Below are 17639 nucleotides of genomic sequence, written 5' to 3'. Positions count from 1 at the left end.
TATCCAGAATCACTACTGACGTTCTAAAACGCTTCCAACTCTGTCTAACATAGCTTCCCACTCATCCTCACGATCGGAACCTGATGAAACATTATCTAACGCTTCTTTAATCTCATCGTCTACAGGATAATAATTTCTACCTTTATATACAGGAATTACAGCTTCAGCCGCTTCTGAAAATACTTGAGCTGTATTCAAACCACCAAAGTAGGAGTCTTCATACTCTTGGAATTCTGTCATTTCATATACTGCAGGAGTGGATGGGAATAACCCATAACCTTGGAATGCTTTAAATTGTTGTTCCGGAGCTGTCAACCACTCAATAAACGCATATGCTTCTTCAGAATTCTCACCTTCAGATGGTAACGTTAAGTAAGATCCACCCCAGTTACCAGCACCTTCTGGCATTGTAGTGATTGACCATATACCTTCTTCCGGGCTATTGTCCTTGATAACCCCTTGCATCCAAGCTGGACCTAAAAATACTGCATAAGATGCATCATCCATACCAGCAAACCATTCTGGTGTCCAAAGAGGGATATCCCCAACTAAACCTGCGTCAAATAAATCTGCAACATAGTCGTACGCATCTTTTATTTGATTGTTCTCTTCCAAAATAAATTCATCATCTGAATTAAAATATGTTTCTGTTGCTTGGTCACGACGTGCATTATAGACTAATTCGCCTGCATCCGTCATTAATGCTCCTGTCTTATCGTTTATTTCTTGAGCAACATTAGCGAAATCCTCCCATGTACTTAATAACTCTGATACTGCCTCTGGGGAAGAATCGTAACCTGCTTCTTCAAATACATCGGTACGATAGAACATTACGGTTGGTCCAATATCAGTTGGTAAACCAAATTGGAAAGAGCCTTCACCGTTTTGTCCACTTCTCCATACCCACTCCAAGAAATCGCCTTCTACTTGATCAGCGCCTAGATCATATAAATTATAAAACTGATCCTCAGCTACTTTAAATCGCTCAATTTGCGCTTCCTCGACCATTGCGATATCTGGCGCACCACTTCCTGCCGAGATAGAAGTAAATAAGTTATCATGCAAATCATTCATATCTTGATTGATTAAATTAATCGATACATGAGGATTGGCTTCAACGTATTCCTCTATCAACACATCATATCCAGTATTACCAAATTCCCAAAATACCAATTCAACTTCAGCATCATCACTTCCAATTTGAGCCTCCGTCGTTTCTGTCCCTGCTTCCTCTGCATTATCGTCTTCTGATGAATCTGCGTTGCTGTCTTCATCTCCACCACCACAAGCTACTAAAATACTAACTGTGAATAATGCTGCTAATAAAAGCTTTAAAAAGTTTTTCATCTCTATGGACCCTCCTTTTATTTTTCAGTAAAGTAAATGAATCGACTTAAACAAACTAGCTCATTTCACCAAAGCGCTTTGGATAATACTCAAAAAAATAATTCCTTTCGCACGTAGTAAGCACTTACATTTCTAAGGTGGATTTAGTAGAGATCTCTTTATTTAAGCGCTTTCTAACTTGTTAATATCATGTTTTACTAATCCGTTCATAGTCTAGATTCATTTATTTACTAATCACATTATAATCTACTAAACCGCTTTGGTAAAGTCAATATTTTAATTTTTTTAATATTTGTCCCTAAAAGTCATTATTTTTCCGTATGTTCGACATTTCCACAAGTTTTAAAAATGTGAAATTTTGTTTATTTCTTCACCATCTTTTAGTCTTTGTATAATTGTTTTATGTCATCTAGACACTTTATAAACTTTTGAATCACCTCTTTAGGATAGATAATACGGACTTTATTTCCAAAACTAATAATCTGAGTAATAGCTTTATCAATGGTGTAATAATTTTTCTTTACGATTATTGTCCCATCCGGATTATTAACTATTTCACCTTTCTGAAAGTTATCTAATACTTGTGCCCTCATCTCTCGGCTAAATTGGAGGCAAACCGTGAATGGCCTTATGTTGCTTCCCGATTTCACTTCCTCTTTTTCATATATATCTTCAATTGTATATGGACGCTTGGTAAAATAGCGATTCGCGTTATATGTTTCAATTATACGGGTTAATTTAAATACTCTGAGTTCATTCCGCAGTAAACAATAAGCCCAAGTGTACCAGTGGTAATCTTTCAAAAAAATCCCCATGGGTTCAATGTCTCGCTCTGTTTCATTTCCTTTATGATCCACATAGCGAATCTTAATTACACTACAATTTTGAATTGACTTGTATATTGTTTGAATATATTGCAAACTAGTATTCGAATGTGAGATTTGTAATTGGATGTTTTTATCCTGCATGGGTACGGAGTCAATTAATTGATTAATTTTCGAAATCAATTCACTGATATTTTCGAACCCAGTAGCTTTTTCAATGCTTTTTAGCGCCCACTGTATAGAAAGTAATTCATCTAAAGTTAGATACTTTTTATCCAATTTGAACCCATCTATTAATTCATAACCTCCTTCTTTCCCAGGAAGCGATACGATGGGAATCCCTGCACGATTAAGAGAATCTATATCTCTATATATCGTTCTCTCTGATACTTCAAAGTACCTCGATAAGTCCACCGCCTTCATTCTTTTCCTGTGAATCAGTAACACAATGATTCCTAATAACCGTTCGATTTTCAAGGTTAGTCCCCCTGTATATCATTTCTTAGATATTGTGCAGTTAGCGAGTTACTTCTTGTTACTAAATCATGTGGTGTACCTGCGAACATGATTTTTCCTCCTTTTTTTCCACCACCAGGTCCAAGATCAATAATCCAGTCTGCTTGTTTCATTATATCTAAATTGTGTTCAATTACTATGACAGTGCTGCCGTTATCAACTAAACGATTTAGAATGGATAATAAATGTCTAACATCGGACATGTGAAGTCCAGTTGTCGGCTCGTCCAAAACATAAATGTTACCCGATCGGTGTAGATGTCCAGCTAATTTAATTCTTTGACATTCTCCTCCCGATAATGTACTCAATGGCTGACCTAATGTCATATAGTCCAACCCTACTTCTGATAATGCTTTTAAAGTGGAAACCACTCCTTTGTCCCGAAAAAATTGAAGTGCCTCTAATACTGTCATATCTAACACATCTGAAATGGATTTCCCATCCAACGTATACCGAAGAACTTCATCTTTGAAACGTTTCCCACTACATGTTTCACAAGTTGTTCTAATACTCTCAAGAAATGCAAGGTCCGTATTAATAAATCCGTTTCCTTGGCATTTTGAGCAGGCACCTTCTGAATTAAAACTAAAAAGTGACTTACTTACTTTATTAGAAGTGGCAAAGGAATCTCGAATTGCATCCATAATGCCCGTATAAGTCGCTGGGGTTGATCGAATCGAGGTACTCACTGACTTTTGGTCGATAACAATGGCATCTGGATGCTGTTCTAAAAATTCACCAAAAATTAATGTGCTTTTACCCGAACCGGCTACGCCAGTAATTACAGTGAGAACACCACAAGGAATATGAGCAGTAACGTTCTTTAGGTTGTGTTTTGAGGCTTCGACAATGGAAAGATATCCATTAAGTTTACGGGTTTCCTTTTTTAATGATTGTTTCATCCTCATACATTTTCCCGTTAATGTATCAGCATCGTATAATCCAAGAAGATTTCCTTCATAGACAATTTCACCGCCATTTGTACCTGCACCTGGTCCCACATCGACTATATGATCAGCAATTTTAATAATATCCTTATCATGTTCAACCACAATAACAGTGTTTCCTTTGTCTCGCAGTTTTTGGAGCATCCGATTGAGGCTGTGCACATCATGGGGGTGCAGTCCGATACTCGGTTCATCAAAAATATACATCATATCCGTTAAACTGCTATTTAGATGTCGTATCATTTTTACACGCTGTGATTCTCCCCCAGACAAGGTTGATGTTTCTCGGTTCAGCTTAAGATAATAAAGTCCCATGTCCATGAGGTTATGTAATCGACTAGAAATGTTGGAAATGATCGGTTTCGCTATTGGATCCTTTATAGTTTCTATTAGTTTTATCAATTCTTCTACTTCCATAGCAGCGAACTGAGCAATGTTACAACCATCTATTTTGCAATTTAATACCTCTTGACTTAACCGAGTTCCATTGCATGCGGTGCAATTTGTTATAGTGATAAATTTCTTAACATTATTTGATAGTTGATTGATCTCTTTTTTCAAGTACATGCGTCTAAATCTGTCTACAACGCCTTCAAAATATTTGACGGGTTCGTTTTTTAAGGGTAATACAATTTTCTTGTCTTTTCCATGTAATAACGTTTGCCACTCTGTATCCGTGTAATCCATTAACTTCTTATCTGGATTGAATATGCCTGAGATTAAATGTTTCTGCCAATACCAAGTCCCCACTGAAAACGTGGAAAACAAAATCGCTCCTTCATTAAGAGATTTTGTTTTTTCGAATAGTTTCTCTATATCAGGCTCAACCTTTCGTCCAATACCCTGACATCTCGAGCACATCCCTTTCGGATCGTTGAAAGAAAAAACATTAGATTCACCAATAAAGGGCTTTCCAATCCGAGAAAATAATAATCGCAATAATGAGTAAATATCTGTGATCGTACCAAGCGTTGAACGAGCATTTCCTCCTAATCGTCTTTGGTCAATCACCACGGCAGGGGAAAGATTCTCAATGGACAATGCGTCTGGTTGACTGTATGTTGGTAATCTATTTTGAATATACGTCGAAAATGTCTGATTTAACTGTCGTTGAGCTTCCTTACTTATTGTGTCGAATACGATTGATGATTTTCCAGATCCAGAAACACCCGTAAATACAGTGATTTTCTTTTTTGGAATAGTTAGGGTTACATTTTTTAAGTTATTTTCCTTTAAGCTAACAAGTTTAATATATTGATTCTCAACCATAATTAACCACTCCTGTATAGTTGGTATTATATAATATAAAGATCATTATACAGAAGTACCCTGACAACATTATGTCAGGGATTAAAAAAATAAATAAACTCTAAGGTGTGGGCACGTGCTAAAACTATAAATTGTCTAATTTCTTGAAGTACAGAGTGCTTTAAAGTTAAGTATTGACTTCATTTCATGTTATAAGCATTTTTTGATATTCTTTTACTATCATGTTTTTAAAAATAAATAAGTAAGTAGTACATAAAAAAGCTACTTAGTTATAAGCCATACGATAATCCGACTTATGACTTTATAAACATTAATTTAAACCATTGGGATTTCCCACACTATTTTCCGATTACCCTAAATTTTTAACGACGTCGAATAACTTTTATGTTATAAATTTTTTACTTTCCTACGTGCAAGCAAAAAAACAGCCCTCATTGATAGGACTGTTCCTCTATATACGTCTATTTTCTGTTCTTCACTATCTTAAATGTTGTAAATCATTGATTACTTTACGCTTTAAAATTCAACTTCGCCTTCCCAGTCAAGCATTCCACCAACCATATTAGTAGTATCATATCCTTTTTCTTGAAGGTAGTCACATGCTCTCCCGCTTCTACCCCCAGATCGACAAACAATATAATAGTGTTCGTTTTTATTTATTTCATCTAGTCTATCAGGGATTTGACCGAGTGGAATATGCTTTGCTCCAGGAATCTTACCACCTGCTACTTCTTCATCTTCTCTTACATCTATTATGTTAACTTCTTCTCCTGCGTCTATCTTTTGCTCTAACTCTTTTGCTGTAATTTCTTTCATCTTTTTTCCTCCATATATTCAATAGACAATTCGTCTAAATGAAATAATTTGATTGCCATATCCTTTTTATCATTATTCGAGTGGTAATGTAAACCAAAACGTATGAACATTTTCACTGGAATGAAGTCTAATCCTTCCTTGGTGGTGTTCGATAATCTCTTTGGAGATGGCTAAACCCAAACCTGCCCCACCTATACCACTTAATCTAGATTCCTCCATTCGGTAAAAACGTTCAAAAATTCTTTCCTTATCTTTCTCTGTGATAGGCTTTCCCGGTCCAGTAATCGCAATTTTGTATGTATCCATCTCTTTTTCACCTATTATACTAATTGCTTCCGTACCTTCATAATAGCGAATAGCATTGTCCAACAAATTACTAATTGCTTGGATAATAGCACCGTCATCGATATTGAGATTACAAGGCTCTACCTTTACTTCTAATGGAATATTTGATTGAGATGCTTTCCAGCGAAACATGTCAACCGCTTGTTGAATCAATCTATTTATTGAAGTTATTGTTTTATGAGAATAACTTTTTTGTGATCGATAATCCCATTCTTTTAATTGTTCCATCTGTTCCACCAATTGAATAAGCCTCGTTGTTTCTCCTGACAACGATTGATAAAGTTTCGCATCACCCTGTATGACCTCTGTTTCTAGTGCTTGTAAATAACCTCTTAAATTGGATAACGGAGTCCGAAATTCATGAGATAAGTTTGAAACTAATTTTTTACGCTGCTCTTCATTATTCTCTATTTGTCGTATCAGACCATTAAATTGATGAATTAATTCCCCAATTTCGTCGTCTCTTTTTTCTATAATCGGTTGTGGATATTCTCCCTTTTTCATTTTCTTAGTAGAAGTGATGAGCTTTTTTAGAGGTTGCATCAATTTTTTTGTTAAATAGTAGTGAATGGAACTTCCAATAATTATCGTAGAAATACTAAAAATCCATAAATACTGTAACAAGGTTGCTTCGAAATTAGCTTGTCTTGGACTTCCCGCCTCGATAAATCCTTCCGCTAGTATACATGCAGTATTATAAATTGCCCAACTGCTTAAGCCTACGAACGCAATTAAAACAATGACGTTTAAAGAGGTAAGTCGGAAGAGAAATTGTTTAGGTACAATAGTTAGCCTCCGTTTATTCCGCAACAAATTTATACCCCATTCCTCGCACCGTAACAATTCGTTCCGGCTTTGTAGGATTTACCTCGATTTTTTTTCGTAGTTTCTTTATATGGGCATCAATTGTCCGATCCATTATAATTTTATCTGTATACGGATAAAGTTGATTCATTAAATTTTCTCTTGATATAACCACATTTGGATTCTCCATAAAATAGAACAAAATCTGAAATTCATGTTTCGTTAGTTTTATTTCCTTATCATATAAAACCACTTCGCCTTTTCGGGGTTTGATACAGAGTCCATCATGTGTTATTTTTTGACAAAACTGACCTGTACGTCGTAATACCGCTTCGATATGGGCCAATAACTCTTCTGGTTCAAACGGCTTTACTATATAATCATCTGCACCCATTTTTAAACCGTTAATTTTATCTTCGGTCCGCGATTTAGCTGTCAACATAATAATTGAAACCTCATTACGTTGTTGCTCAAGCACCCATTGACAAAACTCTTCACCACTCAACTTTGGAAGCATTAAATCTAGAACAATCAAGCATGGGTGTGTCGCTATAAAAACTTCCTTCGCCTCTTCTCCATCACTTGCTTCAACTACTTCATAGCCTGCCTGGTGCAAATAGATGGTGATTAATTCACGTATCATTTTATCATCTTCAACGACTAGAATCGTTTGCTTCATAAGTTTGACTCACCTCTAGCCCATTATATACTATTTGGCGCTTACTTTGTTTTCTCATATTCTTGCACCATCAACTCGTAATTCATAGCACCAAAAGCACGATACGTAATAACACCATTCCCATCGACGATATAAGTAGTAGGTATCGGTTGTATTGCATAAAGGTTTGCCACATCCACATGCGTATCTAACAAAATAGGAAACGTTAACTCATATTCATCTTTGAAATTTCTAACATCTATAAGCCTTGCTTCCGAATCTGTTAGGTTTACAGCTAGGATAACAACATCCGTATCTTCGTGAAACTTCTGCATATCCGGCATTTCTGCTCTACAAGGTGGACACCATGTTGCCCAGAAATTAATCATTACCGTCTTCCCTTGAAAATCAGATAACGCCATAGTTTCTCCATCTAATGTTTCTAGCTCAAAATCTGGTGCTAAATTTCCTATGTCTAGTCCTACAGAAAGGTCCCCTTGTTCAGCAGATACATTTTCTTCAGCTGCATCCGTTGTTGATTGTACATAATCAAATATCGTCCAACCTAACATACCAACTATTATCGCTATGATAACCCATTTTTTCATTGAACCAACCTCCTAGATTTTTATCCTAATTTAGCAAACCATGTATCTTTTACGAGATCTAATAAAAATCCGGATATTACTGGCATCCAACCGAAAAAGAGAATAACTCCCATAATCATTAACATGATTGCTCCAATTTTCAAAAGGATTCCACTATGCCGCACTATCCATTTTGTTTTACTTATAAATAAAGTTAAGAGCACAAATGGTACCGCAAACCCGATGATATACATAAACGTATAAAACATACCTTGGCCAGGATGGCTAGCTGCTAAAAGCAATATCGAACCGAAGATCGGACCAATACATGGTGTCCATCCAGCTGCAAATCCTAGCCCTACGAAAAATGTTCCAAGATATCCTGCTGGTTTCTTTGTATAATGCAAGCGACGTTCCTTCATGAGAGATGGCAGATTCAACCACCCCGCTAGGAAGAAGCCCATAAAGATAATGAAAATACCAGCAAGCCGTTGAATCAGTAAACCTGTTTCCCCAACAAACAATTGCTGCACCATTTGTCCTAAAAAGGAAGCTCCAGCACCTAAACTCAGAAATACAAGGGAAACCGCTAATAAAAAGAAAAAAGAATGCGTTAATAACGGACGTACAAAGCTCTTTTTCTGGTTACTTTGCAATTCTTTTACACTAATCCCAGTTATGTAGGACATGTAAGCAGGAAAGATAGGTAAAACGCATGGTGACAAAAAGGATAGCGCCCCTGCACTTAATGCTAAAAGCATCCCAGCCCATAATATCGTATCTGTCTCTATTGCCATGTTTGTTTTTCCCTCCTATTTGCAAATGAGATGATTACTGTACTCATCACGAACAGTAAACCTATAAACCACGGCTCCATTATATACCCAAAGACCATTACAAAAGGTTGAATGGTAGATAAGATCAACAAGCCAACAGACCATACCATTACAAGTGCTAGTAACTTGTGAGATACGTTTAGAAATAGGAACAAAATTATTAAGATTCCTAGTAAAATGATGTACCCAAATGAAGTTGCATTGTCGTTTATCACGTATTGACTAAATTCATATACAAAAGAACTGATTAAAAATATTGGTATAAATGCTTCAATAATCGGTATTATCTCTTTCTTCTTACGTATCGATTGATATATAAACGTAATCGACGATAGACCAATCGCAAAATAAAAAGCAGAAGAATCACTCGGATACGCTAAGATTGATAAAGGATCAGAAAGAAAAATAGATAGGTTTAGCAATATTTTTCCTACCCATATAAATATAACAAGGTTAATTAATTGAGATATAATTTCCTCTATATGCTTCTTTTTTTCTTTTTTCGATTGCTCTGCAAACAGATAATAAGAAAGAATGCCAATTGCAAAACTACCTATAATAAAACCTATTGAAGTTAACTTACTTGCTATCGCCATGTTGTCTCCTCACTTTCTACTCCAACTCTATTCTATCCATCTAATGTGAAAATTCGATGAAAATCAATTAATTACTTTGCATTTTAAAAATCCAAAGAAAAAAGTTGCTCACAACGACCGTGTGAAACAACTTTTAGTTAGTACTTATCGTAAATTGAATTATGTTAAGGGGTGCTTAATAATTTTTTTGGGCTTATATTTGTTCCCCACTCTAAAAATAAGTGGTGTTCCTATGATTGTCGGTAGCAACCAAAATAGAAGCAGTGGCAATTCATTTAATAGCGGTATCTTCGGTACATTTACAACGATAGTTGCTGTGACTATCCCGATATAAGAACCGAGCATTCCACCTATATGAGACCCAAACCATTTTTTCCACCTGATTTTTGCTGCTAAGAAACCTAATAAAGCAAGTGCGTATGAAAAAATTGCAATATAAAAGAGATAAGCACTTTCTTGCCAATGGATAATTGACATAACAACAGCAGTTATGAACACTAAAAAATAGGACCAGTGGTATATCTCACCTGCTATTGTATGCTTGCCTTTTTTCTTTTTGGATAACATAGCAATTACACCACTAATCAAGCAAACAAAACCAGTAACAATATGGATAATTAGAAATATATTAAACAAAACAACCCCACCCACTAAATACTTTATTTTTAAGTTAATTGAAATATTTTATCTTCTAAATAATTAAGCACTTCTTCTTTCCATTAAGTTGATACCAATACCCATTGCAATAACTCCTATTAGAAGCATGAATACAATAGGTTTTAATAATTCAATCCAATCTGGATTAAAAAAGGCAACTTCCACGAAAGCATTCATCGCGTGGGAGATGGGGAATAAATCTCCTATAAAATTTAACACAGGATTCGTTAACGCTCCCGGCATCATATATGCTCCACTAATTACTGGTAGTAAAGGAATAACAGATGGATAAATCGCAAGGAATTGTTCAGGTGTTCTTAACATACCTGTAATTAACATTGCTATACTCGCCATACTGAAGCTAAATATAATCGTAATAACAACTAGCATGGCAAAGTTATCCCCTAAATCGTAATTCATAAAATTTTGGAAGATGAGGAAGACAATGAGCGTCTGTATCGTACCAATCATCATACTATAACTAATATAACCTAAATACATCTGTGTTTTCGAAATTGGAGATAGTAAAATACGATTGCGTACTCCAGTAACTTTATCTTTAAGAATATTACTAATTCGAAAGCCGATGAGAAACATCGCAACGAGTAGTGCAAAAGCAAAGGCAAGTTGTGTTTTTATATCATAATTATTTAAATCATCTGTTTTTAATGATGAGACCTCTATCTTGAGTGGAGGATTCTCCAAATATCCCTCTAACTCTTCTCTCATATTTTCAGGATTATCTGCTTGTGAAACCGCAGCCTTCATCATAGCTTCTTCGTGGAATGCTTTTTGTACATGCTGTTCCACATATGCTATTTCTGGAAACTCTGATGAAGTGACCACCTGATAGTCGTTGTTATTAATCCGGATAGCAAGATCTCTTCGTCCTTCTTTTACATCTTCTAGAGCTTCTGCCGCTTCTTTCGTTTCAAATTGAAAAGAGCTGTTCCCATTTAACTTTTCTTCCCAATTATCTAATACATCTTGGGAAACTTCTTCACTAAAGATCGCAACCTGCATAGGAGCTTGGGTACTACCTGTGAATAATAAAGTAACTCCTACAGATGCACCAATTAACAATATCATAAATAATGGGCGTCGTAATTCTTTCTTTAATTGAGCAAAAAAGATAGTACTCATCTTACTCCACCTCTTTTCGGATACAACATAACCCCGATGAAAAACGTAACCACTCCAAGGATTACTAAATATAATGTTGGCATCCATAATGTTGACATCGATTCATATTGGAACCATTCTGTTAAAGCTGAGAGCACTAAACCATTTGGTATCCATTGACTCACCTGCTGTAGCCAAGCCGGAAAAACATAAATCGGCACAAAGCCACCACCTAAAGTACCTAACAATATAATAAAAATCATAATTAAGCCATCAACTGTGTCTGTATTTTTCGTTTTCAGCATAAACGAGCTAAAAATCGTAGATATACCCGCAATGGCAATAGAAAATGCAGTTGCTACTAATATAAGGCCTAACCAAAAGCTGAGTGCTTTTCCATCAAATACATTTAAAATAAGATGAGAACCAATGAACACTAACATAACTTGTAACCAAGATAATAAGAATGTTGCAGCTGTTTTTCCAAATAAAAAGTTTCTTGCTGGAACATTCGTTAAGATAATGCGGTTAAATGTTCGGTCTCTTCTTTCAATAGCAATTCTACTAACAACCGTACTTATAATGAATAGAGAAAACAACGCACTAATAGCTATCGCAAAATATTGTTTCAAAGTGAATGGTTCGACACCTTCTGCAACTTCTCTTCCGCCCTCTGGAAGGTGTATCTCTTCCATTTGTATTTCGCCGCCAATATTTTGTATCGCAAACTGTAAGTTCATTTGATCTGCGTAATTTTGAATGATGCTATAAAGAGTTTCTATTTCAATCCCCGCGTCCATCACGATGAACTCAAACGATTGGTCCATTTCACGACCATGCAGAATATTTTCTAAGAAATTCTTCGTATAATCTTGTGGAATAACAAACATAGCATGAATATCACCATTTTCGACTTTTTCTTCTGCTTCTGCACGACTTAACTTTTCTACTTCCATCCAGTCATTGACTTCCGGATCATTAAAAAACTGTTCAAACATATCAATTGGTCGAATGGAAGAAGCTATAGCTAAAAACTGCGCTTTTTCTTCTTCCGTTAATTCATCCATGCTACTCAGCATATCTTCATACGATTGCAAGCTCTGCTCTTGATCATCCTCCACCACAAATCCGATATTCATATCCATTGATAAGTTATTATTATTATCAAACATTCCACCCATGGCAAAGCTCAATACGATTACAAGGAGGAGTGGTAAAAGGATAACAATAAGGACTTCTTTGCGATCCCGCCAAAAAATAAGCAGGTCTTTTAGTAAAAATGTAAGCATATATCCCCCTCCTAATCTCTTAATGTTCGGCCAGTCAAATGAAGAAATACGTCTTCTAAACTTGGCTTTTCCATTTGGAAGTTTAATAACTGCGCTTTCTCCTTCTCTACCGCTAATACTAATTCACGCACAATATTACTAGATTTTTTAGCAATGATTTTCAAGTTATCTTTATCTTCTTCTACTTGATGAACTTGCTCGATCTCTTGAATCGTTTCTATTAATGAATCCGTAACTTTATCCACTTGAATTTTAATGGTGTCTTCATTGGATAAAATACTTAGCAATTCTGACTGCGTACCTGTTGCAATTACCTTCCCGTGATCCATTACATAGATTCGTTCACATAACTGCTCGACTTCCTCCATGTAATGACTCGTATACAGAATTGTTGTTCCCTGTTCTTCTTTCATTCGTCGTACCATTTCTAAAATATGATTTCGTGATTGTGGGTCGATTCCTACTGTTGGTTCATCTAAAATAAGAACTTTCGGGTTGTGTAATAGTGCAACCGCAATGTTTACTCTTCGTTTCATTCCTCCCGAAAAAGTCTTCACAAGGTCTTTTTGTCGATCTCTTAAGCCGACTAGCTCTAAGGTGCTTTGTATTCTTTTCTCTAGTATCGATTTTTCTACCTTATACAACTGACCAAAAAATTTAAGGTTCTCATAGGCTGACAGCTCTTCGTAAAGAGCAATTTCCTGTGGTACAACTCCTAATATTTTTCTAAGCTTACTCGAATTATGAACGATACTTTCTCCATTCAATTTCACATCACCAGACGTTGGTTTGATTAAAGTAGAAATCATTGAGATTGTTGTGGATTTCCCAGCACCGTTTGGTCCGAGCAATCCAACTGATTCCCCTTCATCCAAATAAAAATCTACTTCATCGACTGCACGTTTTCCCTTAAATGCTTTTGTAAGTTTATATGTCTCAATCATGCGATAGCCTCCTTTTTTCTCTTGGTTATCCATTGTGTTGCTTTCATCATATAAAAAAATGACTAGAGACAATACTGACTCTAGTCATTACTTGACCGAAATTCGTGACTTCCGTCATTTTAATTATTATTTAGCTAGATATTACTTATACAAGTCCGTGTCGAATTGCATAAATAGCTAATTGCGTACGATCTCTAAGATTCAATTTGTCCAATATATTACTCGTATTATTTTTCACTGTTCCAACTGAGAGGCCAAGGCGATTTGCTATTTCTTGATTGTTTAGTCCCTCTCCAATACATTTCAATATTGCTCGATCTCTAGGGGTTAGACTAGGATCTATTTTTTCCGTTTCTGTCTTACGTTGTAATAAGGAAGGCACGACTCTTGCTGCAACTTGTTCTTCAATCGATAATCCACCTTCTAACGCACTCTTAATAGAACGTATTAATGACTGTGTATCACCGTTCTTCAACATATAACCGCTAACACCAATTTTTAATGAATCTAACACATACTGTTCATCATCAAACGTGGTCAGCATTAATATTTTAATTTTTGGCCAACGTTGGTGAATTACTTTTGCTGCTTCTAAGCCATCCATAATCGGCATCCGTATATCTAGAATAGCAACATCAATAATATGTTTTTCACAGAGTTGGATCGCATCTTTTCCATTATCAGCTTGGGCAACTACTTGAATCTCATCATCCGACTCAATCATTACCTTTAACCCTTCACGCACCATGACTAAATCTTCCGCTAATAGTACTCGAATCATTCCCGTTCCCCCTGTTCTGTTAGGCGAACCCAGCCACGCAATATAAATTGTTGCTTATTCTTCATTACTTCAATTCCACCACCATGTTTCTCCAATCTCTCTCTCATGGAGGATAGACCATAGCCTTCCCTAAAAGGTGTTTGATCCTTTACTGGATTCCTAATTTCAAAGCGTAACAGACTTCCTCCTGGAGCATCAAAGCTTACCTCCGCTTCCCGAGCTTGTCCATGCTTCATTAAATTGGTTAAACCTTCTTGTACTGCACGGTATACAGCAAAAGATTGTTCTCCTGTAAGTGGAGCAGCAAATGCACCATTTTTCACAGAGAAACTAATTCGGATAAAGTTTTCCACTTCCAATTTTCGAATGAGTCGGATAACCCCTTGAAGTCCACCTACTTCACGTTGCTTAAACGTTTTTACAGCTCGACGGGTTTCATCCAAGCTTCGGACAGCTAACTGCTTTAATTGGTTGAGTTGCTCGTCATCAATACCCGCTGATTTGATACGAAGTGCTTCAAACTGCATGATCAACGATGTTAAATTGTGACCAACGGAATCGTGAATTTCTTGTCCAATCATTTGACGTTCTTCTTGTCTTACCAGCTCTTCTTCATCTCTAACTCGCCTAGCTAACTGACGATATTCCTGTAATAATATTTGGTGGCTTTCTTCCAATTCCCGATGATAGTTACGCCATGTGTAGTAATATACGATTCCTGCACCGCTAACAATGAGAAATATAATACTAACTACACGTTCGATTAATGTGAAATCACTAGATAACCAGAAAAATAGCACACCTAGAATGCCGACAGTTAATACAGCGAAAAAGTTTCTACTCGGTAATCGTTCCGCTGCTTCTCCTATAACGAGGCCACCAATTAAGATCGGCAAAAAATAATAGTGTGATTCATAATCAATCGAATAGAATGTAATAAGGATAATGATTATCTTTAAACAATGAATGATCGTAATGAGAGATAGCCGCTTTTGAAATAACGGGGAAATAAAAAAAAGAACAAAATAAAGACAAACTCCAAATATTCCCCATATATTTTCATTAACGTTTGTAAATAGAGGATAAGAAGCTGCACCCACCACGACTAAATTAATCATTAACCATATAATCCATATAAAAATGTTTTTCACAACAACCTCCACCTGTAACTTTTTTGATACTATTAACGCTATTTTAGCACAGTTTTAAAATAGAAATTGTTATTTCCTTCAAATCTATTTTGAGAGTTCCATACTTTCTATAAAATCAACAAAAAAGGTGCTTCATCCCTCTTATAGGTAAGCACCAAGTCATACAAATCAATTTATCCTTATTTTCATTTAACCAAAGAAAAGATCTAAAATATTACTTCCAGTTGTGCTATTTTTGTTATAAAACTCAGAATATCCACAATTATTGCAAGATACGACAGTAAATTGATTGTGCTGAATATCTAACATCTTAGATAACCCTGTGCCTGTCATTGCTACATCCTTCGTAGAAGCATTTTTACTTCCGCATTTGATACAGCCATTGTTTTCTTTCATTTGACAATCATCTCCATCCATTTATAAATAGCTACTCACAGCACCTTATTAGAATTTACGTTGTAATGAATAAAAAAGTTTCACTGTTCCATACGTAAATATTTAGGTGATGACTTAACTATTAAAAAGAAATGGCCGCAGTCATACTTCTTCAATTGAAGTACATCTGCATATTTCTTATGCCAATCGCCATTCTTCAATTCAGCATTTAATCTATTAAGGCACTCATCAACAATCTCTGTACGATTTTTTGCAAATGGTAGAGAAACAAGCCATATCCCTAAATGACTTGGACATGGCTAAAGTATAAAATTTTATTCCTTTACTTCCTTATACTTTTCTAACGTTCAAATACAGGCAATTACAAACGAACTATTACCACATTTTCCGCTTCCATAATTCACTTAAAATTCAATATAGAACGTATCTGGTCCTGTTTGCTCTGGACTTCCTCCGATTGGTTCCACACTACCTTTTACTCGTTTAAATTGTTCAACAGGAATTCCTTGAAAGAACATCCGTGTGGTACCATCTTGAACCGGAATGATTTCATCGTCTATTTTGTCATCTCTGTATATAATCCATAATTGGTAATCATGATTAGGCATTATATTTAGACCATTTAATTCTAATAACATTTCATTTGTATGTTCGTTCACCCACATCTGTCCGTCTAAATTCGGAAATTGTGATACTGGCACAATCATTAATTGATCTGTATAACGTTTTTCTTCCATTGTCTCTACGGGGATATTGTCATTTTCTTTCATCTGATAGTTAGAAACTATAGGTTTTTGGTACGCTTCAAACACAAAAAGAATGAGAAAAATAGCTGCTACAACAGAGGCAATAGCAAACGGAGGCTTTTTCAGCCAATTCCAACGGTTGTTACGACGAGCATTCTCTTTTTCTATACTCTCCCATATTTTATGCTTCAAAGTGTCAGTCTCAAATTCTAGAGGTTCCTTTTGATGTAGTAGAAGCTCCCATTCATTCAGCATTTCCTTACACTTTTTACACTGTTGAAGATGTTCTTCGACTAGCTCCGTTTTGTCATCCTCTATGTTTTCTAACAGATAATCAATGATGACTTCTTCTTGTAAGTGGTTTTTCTTATTCATTTTTCTCACCCCTACTTCCTCCCATCACCCATTGAACGAGTGATTTTTGTTTCTGTAAATTGTTTATACCATAACGAATAAATGACTTTACAGACCCTAAAGGTTTATTCATTTTCAATGCAATCTCACCGTGAGTTTCATCATGAAAGTAGGAACGAATGATAGCTTGTCTTTGGTTTTCTGGTATTTCTTTTAACGCATCTATCAATATGTGCTTTTCTATGGATTGCAAAAAGTATAGTTCAGTAGCAGGTACTTTCCCTTTCTTATCAACTAATTCTTCCAATCGATCCGTTAGAAGCCATTTGTTCCTTCTTAATCGATCCAATGATCTGCTCCTTGTTCTAACCGCTAGCCACGCTTTCACTGAGCCTCTATCCTCAGAATATTGCTTCGCTTTCCCGTAAACTTCTAAAAAAACATCATGACAAATATCTTCTGCTTCAGCATGGTTATGAACAATAGATAAAGCAATTTGATAAACAAAAGAAATCGTAGTTTCATAGAACTGATCAAACGCCTGTTTCGATCCATTCGCCATTTCACTAAGTAATCGGACCAGTTCTTTTTCATTCATTCTAACCCTAACCTCCCTCTTACAATCCTCTTTACTTATTATTTTAAAAATTTCTA

Annotated in this window: 18 protein-coding genes; all 18 read right to left on the bottom strand. The window is 35.8% G+C overall.

The window, feature by feature from the left end; genetic code table 11:
- Nucleotides 1–12: 12 nt before the first annotated feature.
- The 18 genes from GGQ92_RS04260 to GGQ92_RS04175 all read right to left on the bottom strand — a co-directional run bounded on the left by GGQ92_RS04260 (nt 13) and on the right by GGQ92_RS04175 (nt 17583).
- Complete coding sequence (locus GGQ92_RS04260) at nt 13–1347, bottom strand: ABC transporter substrate-binding protein (RefSeq protein ID WP_184244945.1); 1335 nt, start codon at nt 1345–1347, stop codon at nt 13–15.
- 380 nt (nt 1348–1727) lie between these two features.
- A complete protein-coding gene (locus GGQ92_RS04255) occupies nt 1728–2648 on the bottom strand; it encodes a helix-turn-helix transcriptional regulator (protein WP_184244943.1) in 921 nt (306 codons plus the stop codon).
- Between the two features lie 2 nt (nt 2649–2650).
- Nucleotides 2651–4903, bottom strand: coding sequence for an ATP-binding cassette domain-containing protein (locus tag GGQ92_RS04250; protein ID WP_184244941.1), 2253 nt, complete (start codon nt 4901–4903; stop codon nt 2651–2653).
- Between the two features lie 516 nt (nt 4904–5419).
- Entirely contained in the window at nt 5420–5719 is a 300-nt protein-coding gene (locus GGQ92_RS04245; protein ID WP_184244939.1) for a rhodanese-like domain-containing protein, read from the bottom strand.
- A gap of 72 nt (nt 5720–5791) precedes the next feature.
- Nucleotides 5792–6874: a sensor histidine kinase gene (locus GGQ92_RS04240; RefSeq protein ID WP_246384035.1), complete on the bottom strand. Its 1083-nt coding sequence runs from the start codon at nt 6872–6874 to the stop codon at nt 5792–5794.
- Nucleotides 6864–7547, bottom strand: a complete 684-nt coding sequence (locus tag GGQ92_RS04235; protein WP_184244935.1) for a response regulator transcription factor — start codon at nt 7545–7547, stop codon at nt 6864–6866. Before GGQ92_RS04235 ends, GGQ92_RS04240 begins: the two co-directional genes overlap by 11 nt.
- A gap of 41 nt (nt 7548–7588) precedes the next feature.
- Nucleotides 7589–8134, bottom strand: coding sequence for a peroxiredoxin family protein (locus GGQ92_RS04230; RefSeq protein WP_184244933.1), 546 nt, complete (start codon nt 8132–8134; stop codon nt 7589–7591).
- A 20-nt stretch (nt 8135–8154) separates the two neighbouring features.
- A complete protein-coding gene (locus GGQ92_RS04225; RefSeq protein ID WP_184244931.1) occupies nt 8155–8910 on the bottom strand; it encodes a cytochrome c biogenesis CcdA family protein in 756 nt (251 codons plus the stop codon).
- Nucleotides 8901–9545 carry a hypothetical protein gene (locus GGQ92_RS04220; RefSeq protein WP_184244929.1) on the bottom strand — a complete coding sequence of 215 codons (645 nt, stop codon included), beginning with the start codon at nt 9543–9545 and terminating at the stop codon, nt 8901–8903. Before GGQ92_RS04220 ends, GGQ92_RS04225 begins: the two co-directional genes overlap by 10 nt.
- Before the next feature lie 159 nt (nt 9546–9704).
- Complete coding sequence (locus GGQ92_RS04215; RefSeq protein WP_184244927.1) at nt 9705–10181, bottom strand: DUF2306 domain-containing protein; 477 nt, start codon at nt 10179–10181, stop codon at nt 9705–9707.
- Between the two features lie 63 nt (nt 10182–10244).
- Entirely contained in the window at nt 10245–11345 is a 1101-nt protein-coding gene (locus tag GGQ92_RS04210) for an ABC transporter permease (RefSeq protein WP_184244925.1), read from the bottom strand.
- Complete coding sequence (locus GGQ92_RS04205) at nt 11342–12613, bottom strand: ABC transporter permease (protein ID WP_184244922.1); 1272 nt, start codon at nt 12611–12613, stop codon at nt 11342–11344. Before GGQ92_RS04205 ends, GGQ92_RS04210 begins: the two co-directional genes overlap by 4 nt.
- Nucleotides 12614–12624: 11 nt before the next feature.
- Complete coding sequence (locus GGQ92_RS04200) at nt 12625–13557, bottom strand: ABC transporter ATP-binding protein (RefSeq protein WP_184244920.1); 933 nt, start codon at nt 13555–13557, stop codon at nt 12625–12627.
- Nucleotides 13558–13702: 145 nt separating this feature from the next.
- Nucleotides 13703–14338 carry a response regulator gene (locus GGQ92_RS04195; protein WP_184244917.1) on the bottom strand — a complete coding sequence of 212 codons (636 nt, stop codon included), beginning with the start codon at nt 14336–14338 and terminating at the stop codon, nt 13703–13705.
- Nucleotides 14335–15489: a sensor histidine kinase gene (locus tag GGQ92_RS04190; protein ID WP_343068758.1), complete on the bottom strand. Its 1155-nt coding sequence runs from the start codon at nt 15487–15489 to the stop codon at nt 14335–14337. Before GGQ92_RS04190 ends, GGQ92_RS04195 begins: the two co-directional genes overlap by 4 nt.
- 189 nt (nt 15490–15678) lie before the next feature.
- Nucleotides 15679–15885 carry a zinc ribbon domain-containing protein gene (locus GGQ92_RS04185; protein WP_184244915.1) on the bottom strand — a complete coding sequence of 69 codons (207 nt, stop codon included), beginning with the start codon at nt 15883–15885 and terminating at the stop codon, nt 15679–15681.
- A 404-nt stretch (nt 15886–16289) separates the two neighbouring features.
- A complete protein-coding gene (locus tag GGQ92_RS04180; protein WP_184244913.1) occupies nt 16290–17006 on the bottom strand; it encodes an anti-sigma factor in 717 nt (238 codons plus the stop codon).
- Nucleotides 16999–17583, bottom strand: a complete 585-nt coding sequence (locus GGQ92_RS04175; RefSeq protein ID WP_184244911.1) for an RNA polymerase sigma factor — start codon at nt 17581–17583, stop codon at nt 16999–17001. Before GGQ92_RS04175 ends, GGQ92_RS04180 begins: the two co-directional genes overlap by 8 nt.
- Nucleotides 17584–17639 lie beyond the last annotated feature (56 nt).

Origin of the sequence: Gracilibacillus halotolerans (assembly GCF_014206945.1) — a bacterium.
Lineage (GTDB): Bacteria > Bacillota > Bacilli > Bacillales > Amphibacillaceae > Gracilibacillus > Gracilibacillus halotolerans.
Note: the sequence above shows the minus strand (reverse complement) of the source record. Positions and strands in the feature narration are given on the sequence as shown.

Bases quoted from the DNA above. Each gene is read 5' to 3' on its own strand.
- GGQ92_RS04250 (WP_184244941.1), bottom strand. From the start codon at position 4,903: ATGGTTGAGAATCAATATATTAAACTTGTTAGCTTAAAGGAAAATAAC.
- GGQ92_RS04180 (WP_184244913.1), bottom strand. From the start codon at position 17,006: ATGAATAAGAAAAACCACTTACAAGAAGAAGTCATCATTGATTATCTG.
- GGQ92_RS04225 (WP_184244931.1), bottom strand. From the start codon at position 8,910: ATGGCAATAGAGACAGATACGATATTATGGGCTGGGATGCTTTTAGCA.
- GGQ92_RS04260 (WP_184244945.1), bottom strand. From the start codon at position 1,347: ATGAAAAACTTTTTAAAGCTTTTATTAGCAGCATTATTCACAGTTAGT.
- GGQ92_RS04220 (WP_184244929.1), bottom strand. From the start codon at position 9,545: ATGGCGATAGCAAGTAAGTTAACTTCAATAGGTTTTATTATAGGTAGT.
- GGQ92_RS04205 (WP_184244922.1), bottom strand. From the start codon at position 12,613: ATGCTTACATTTTTACTAAAAGACCTGCTTATTTTTTGGCGGGATCGC.
- GGQ92_RS04195 (WP_184244917.1), bottom strand. From the start codon at position 14,338: ATGATTCGAGTACTATTAGCGGAAGATTTAGTCATGGTGCGTGAAGGG.
- GGQ92_RS04230 (WP_184244933.1), bottom strand. From the start codon at position 8,134: ATGAAAAAATGGGTTATCATAGCGATAATAGTTGGTATGTTAGGTTGG.
- GGQ92_RS04200 (WP_184244920.1), bottom strand. From the start codon at position 13,557: ATGATTGAGACATATAAACTTACAAAAGCATTTAAGGGAAAACGTGCA.
- GGQ92_RS04245 (WP_184244939.1), bottom strand. From the start codon at position 5,719: ATGAAAGAAATTACAGCAAAAGAGTTAGAGCAAAAGATAGACGCAGGA.
- GGQ92_RS04175 (WP_184244911.1), bottom strand. From the start codon at position 17,583: ATGAATGAAAAAGAACTGGTCCGATTACTTAGTGAAATGGCGAATGGA.
- GGQ92_RS04185 (WP_184244915.1), bottom strand. From the start codon at position 15,885: ATGAAAGAAAACAATGGCTGTATCAAATGCGGAAGTAAAAATGCTTCT.
- GGQ92_RS04210 (WP_184244925.1), bottom strand. From the start codon at position 11,345: ATGAGTACTATCTTTTTTGCTCAATTAAAGAAAGAATTACGACGCCCA.
- GGQ92_RS04235 (WP_184244935.1), bottom strand. From the start codon at position 7,547: ATGAAGCAAACGATTCTAGTCGTTGAAGATGATAAAATGATACGTGAA.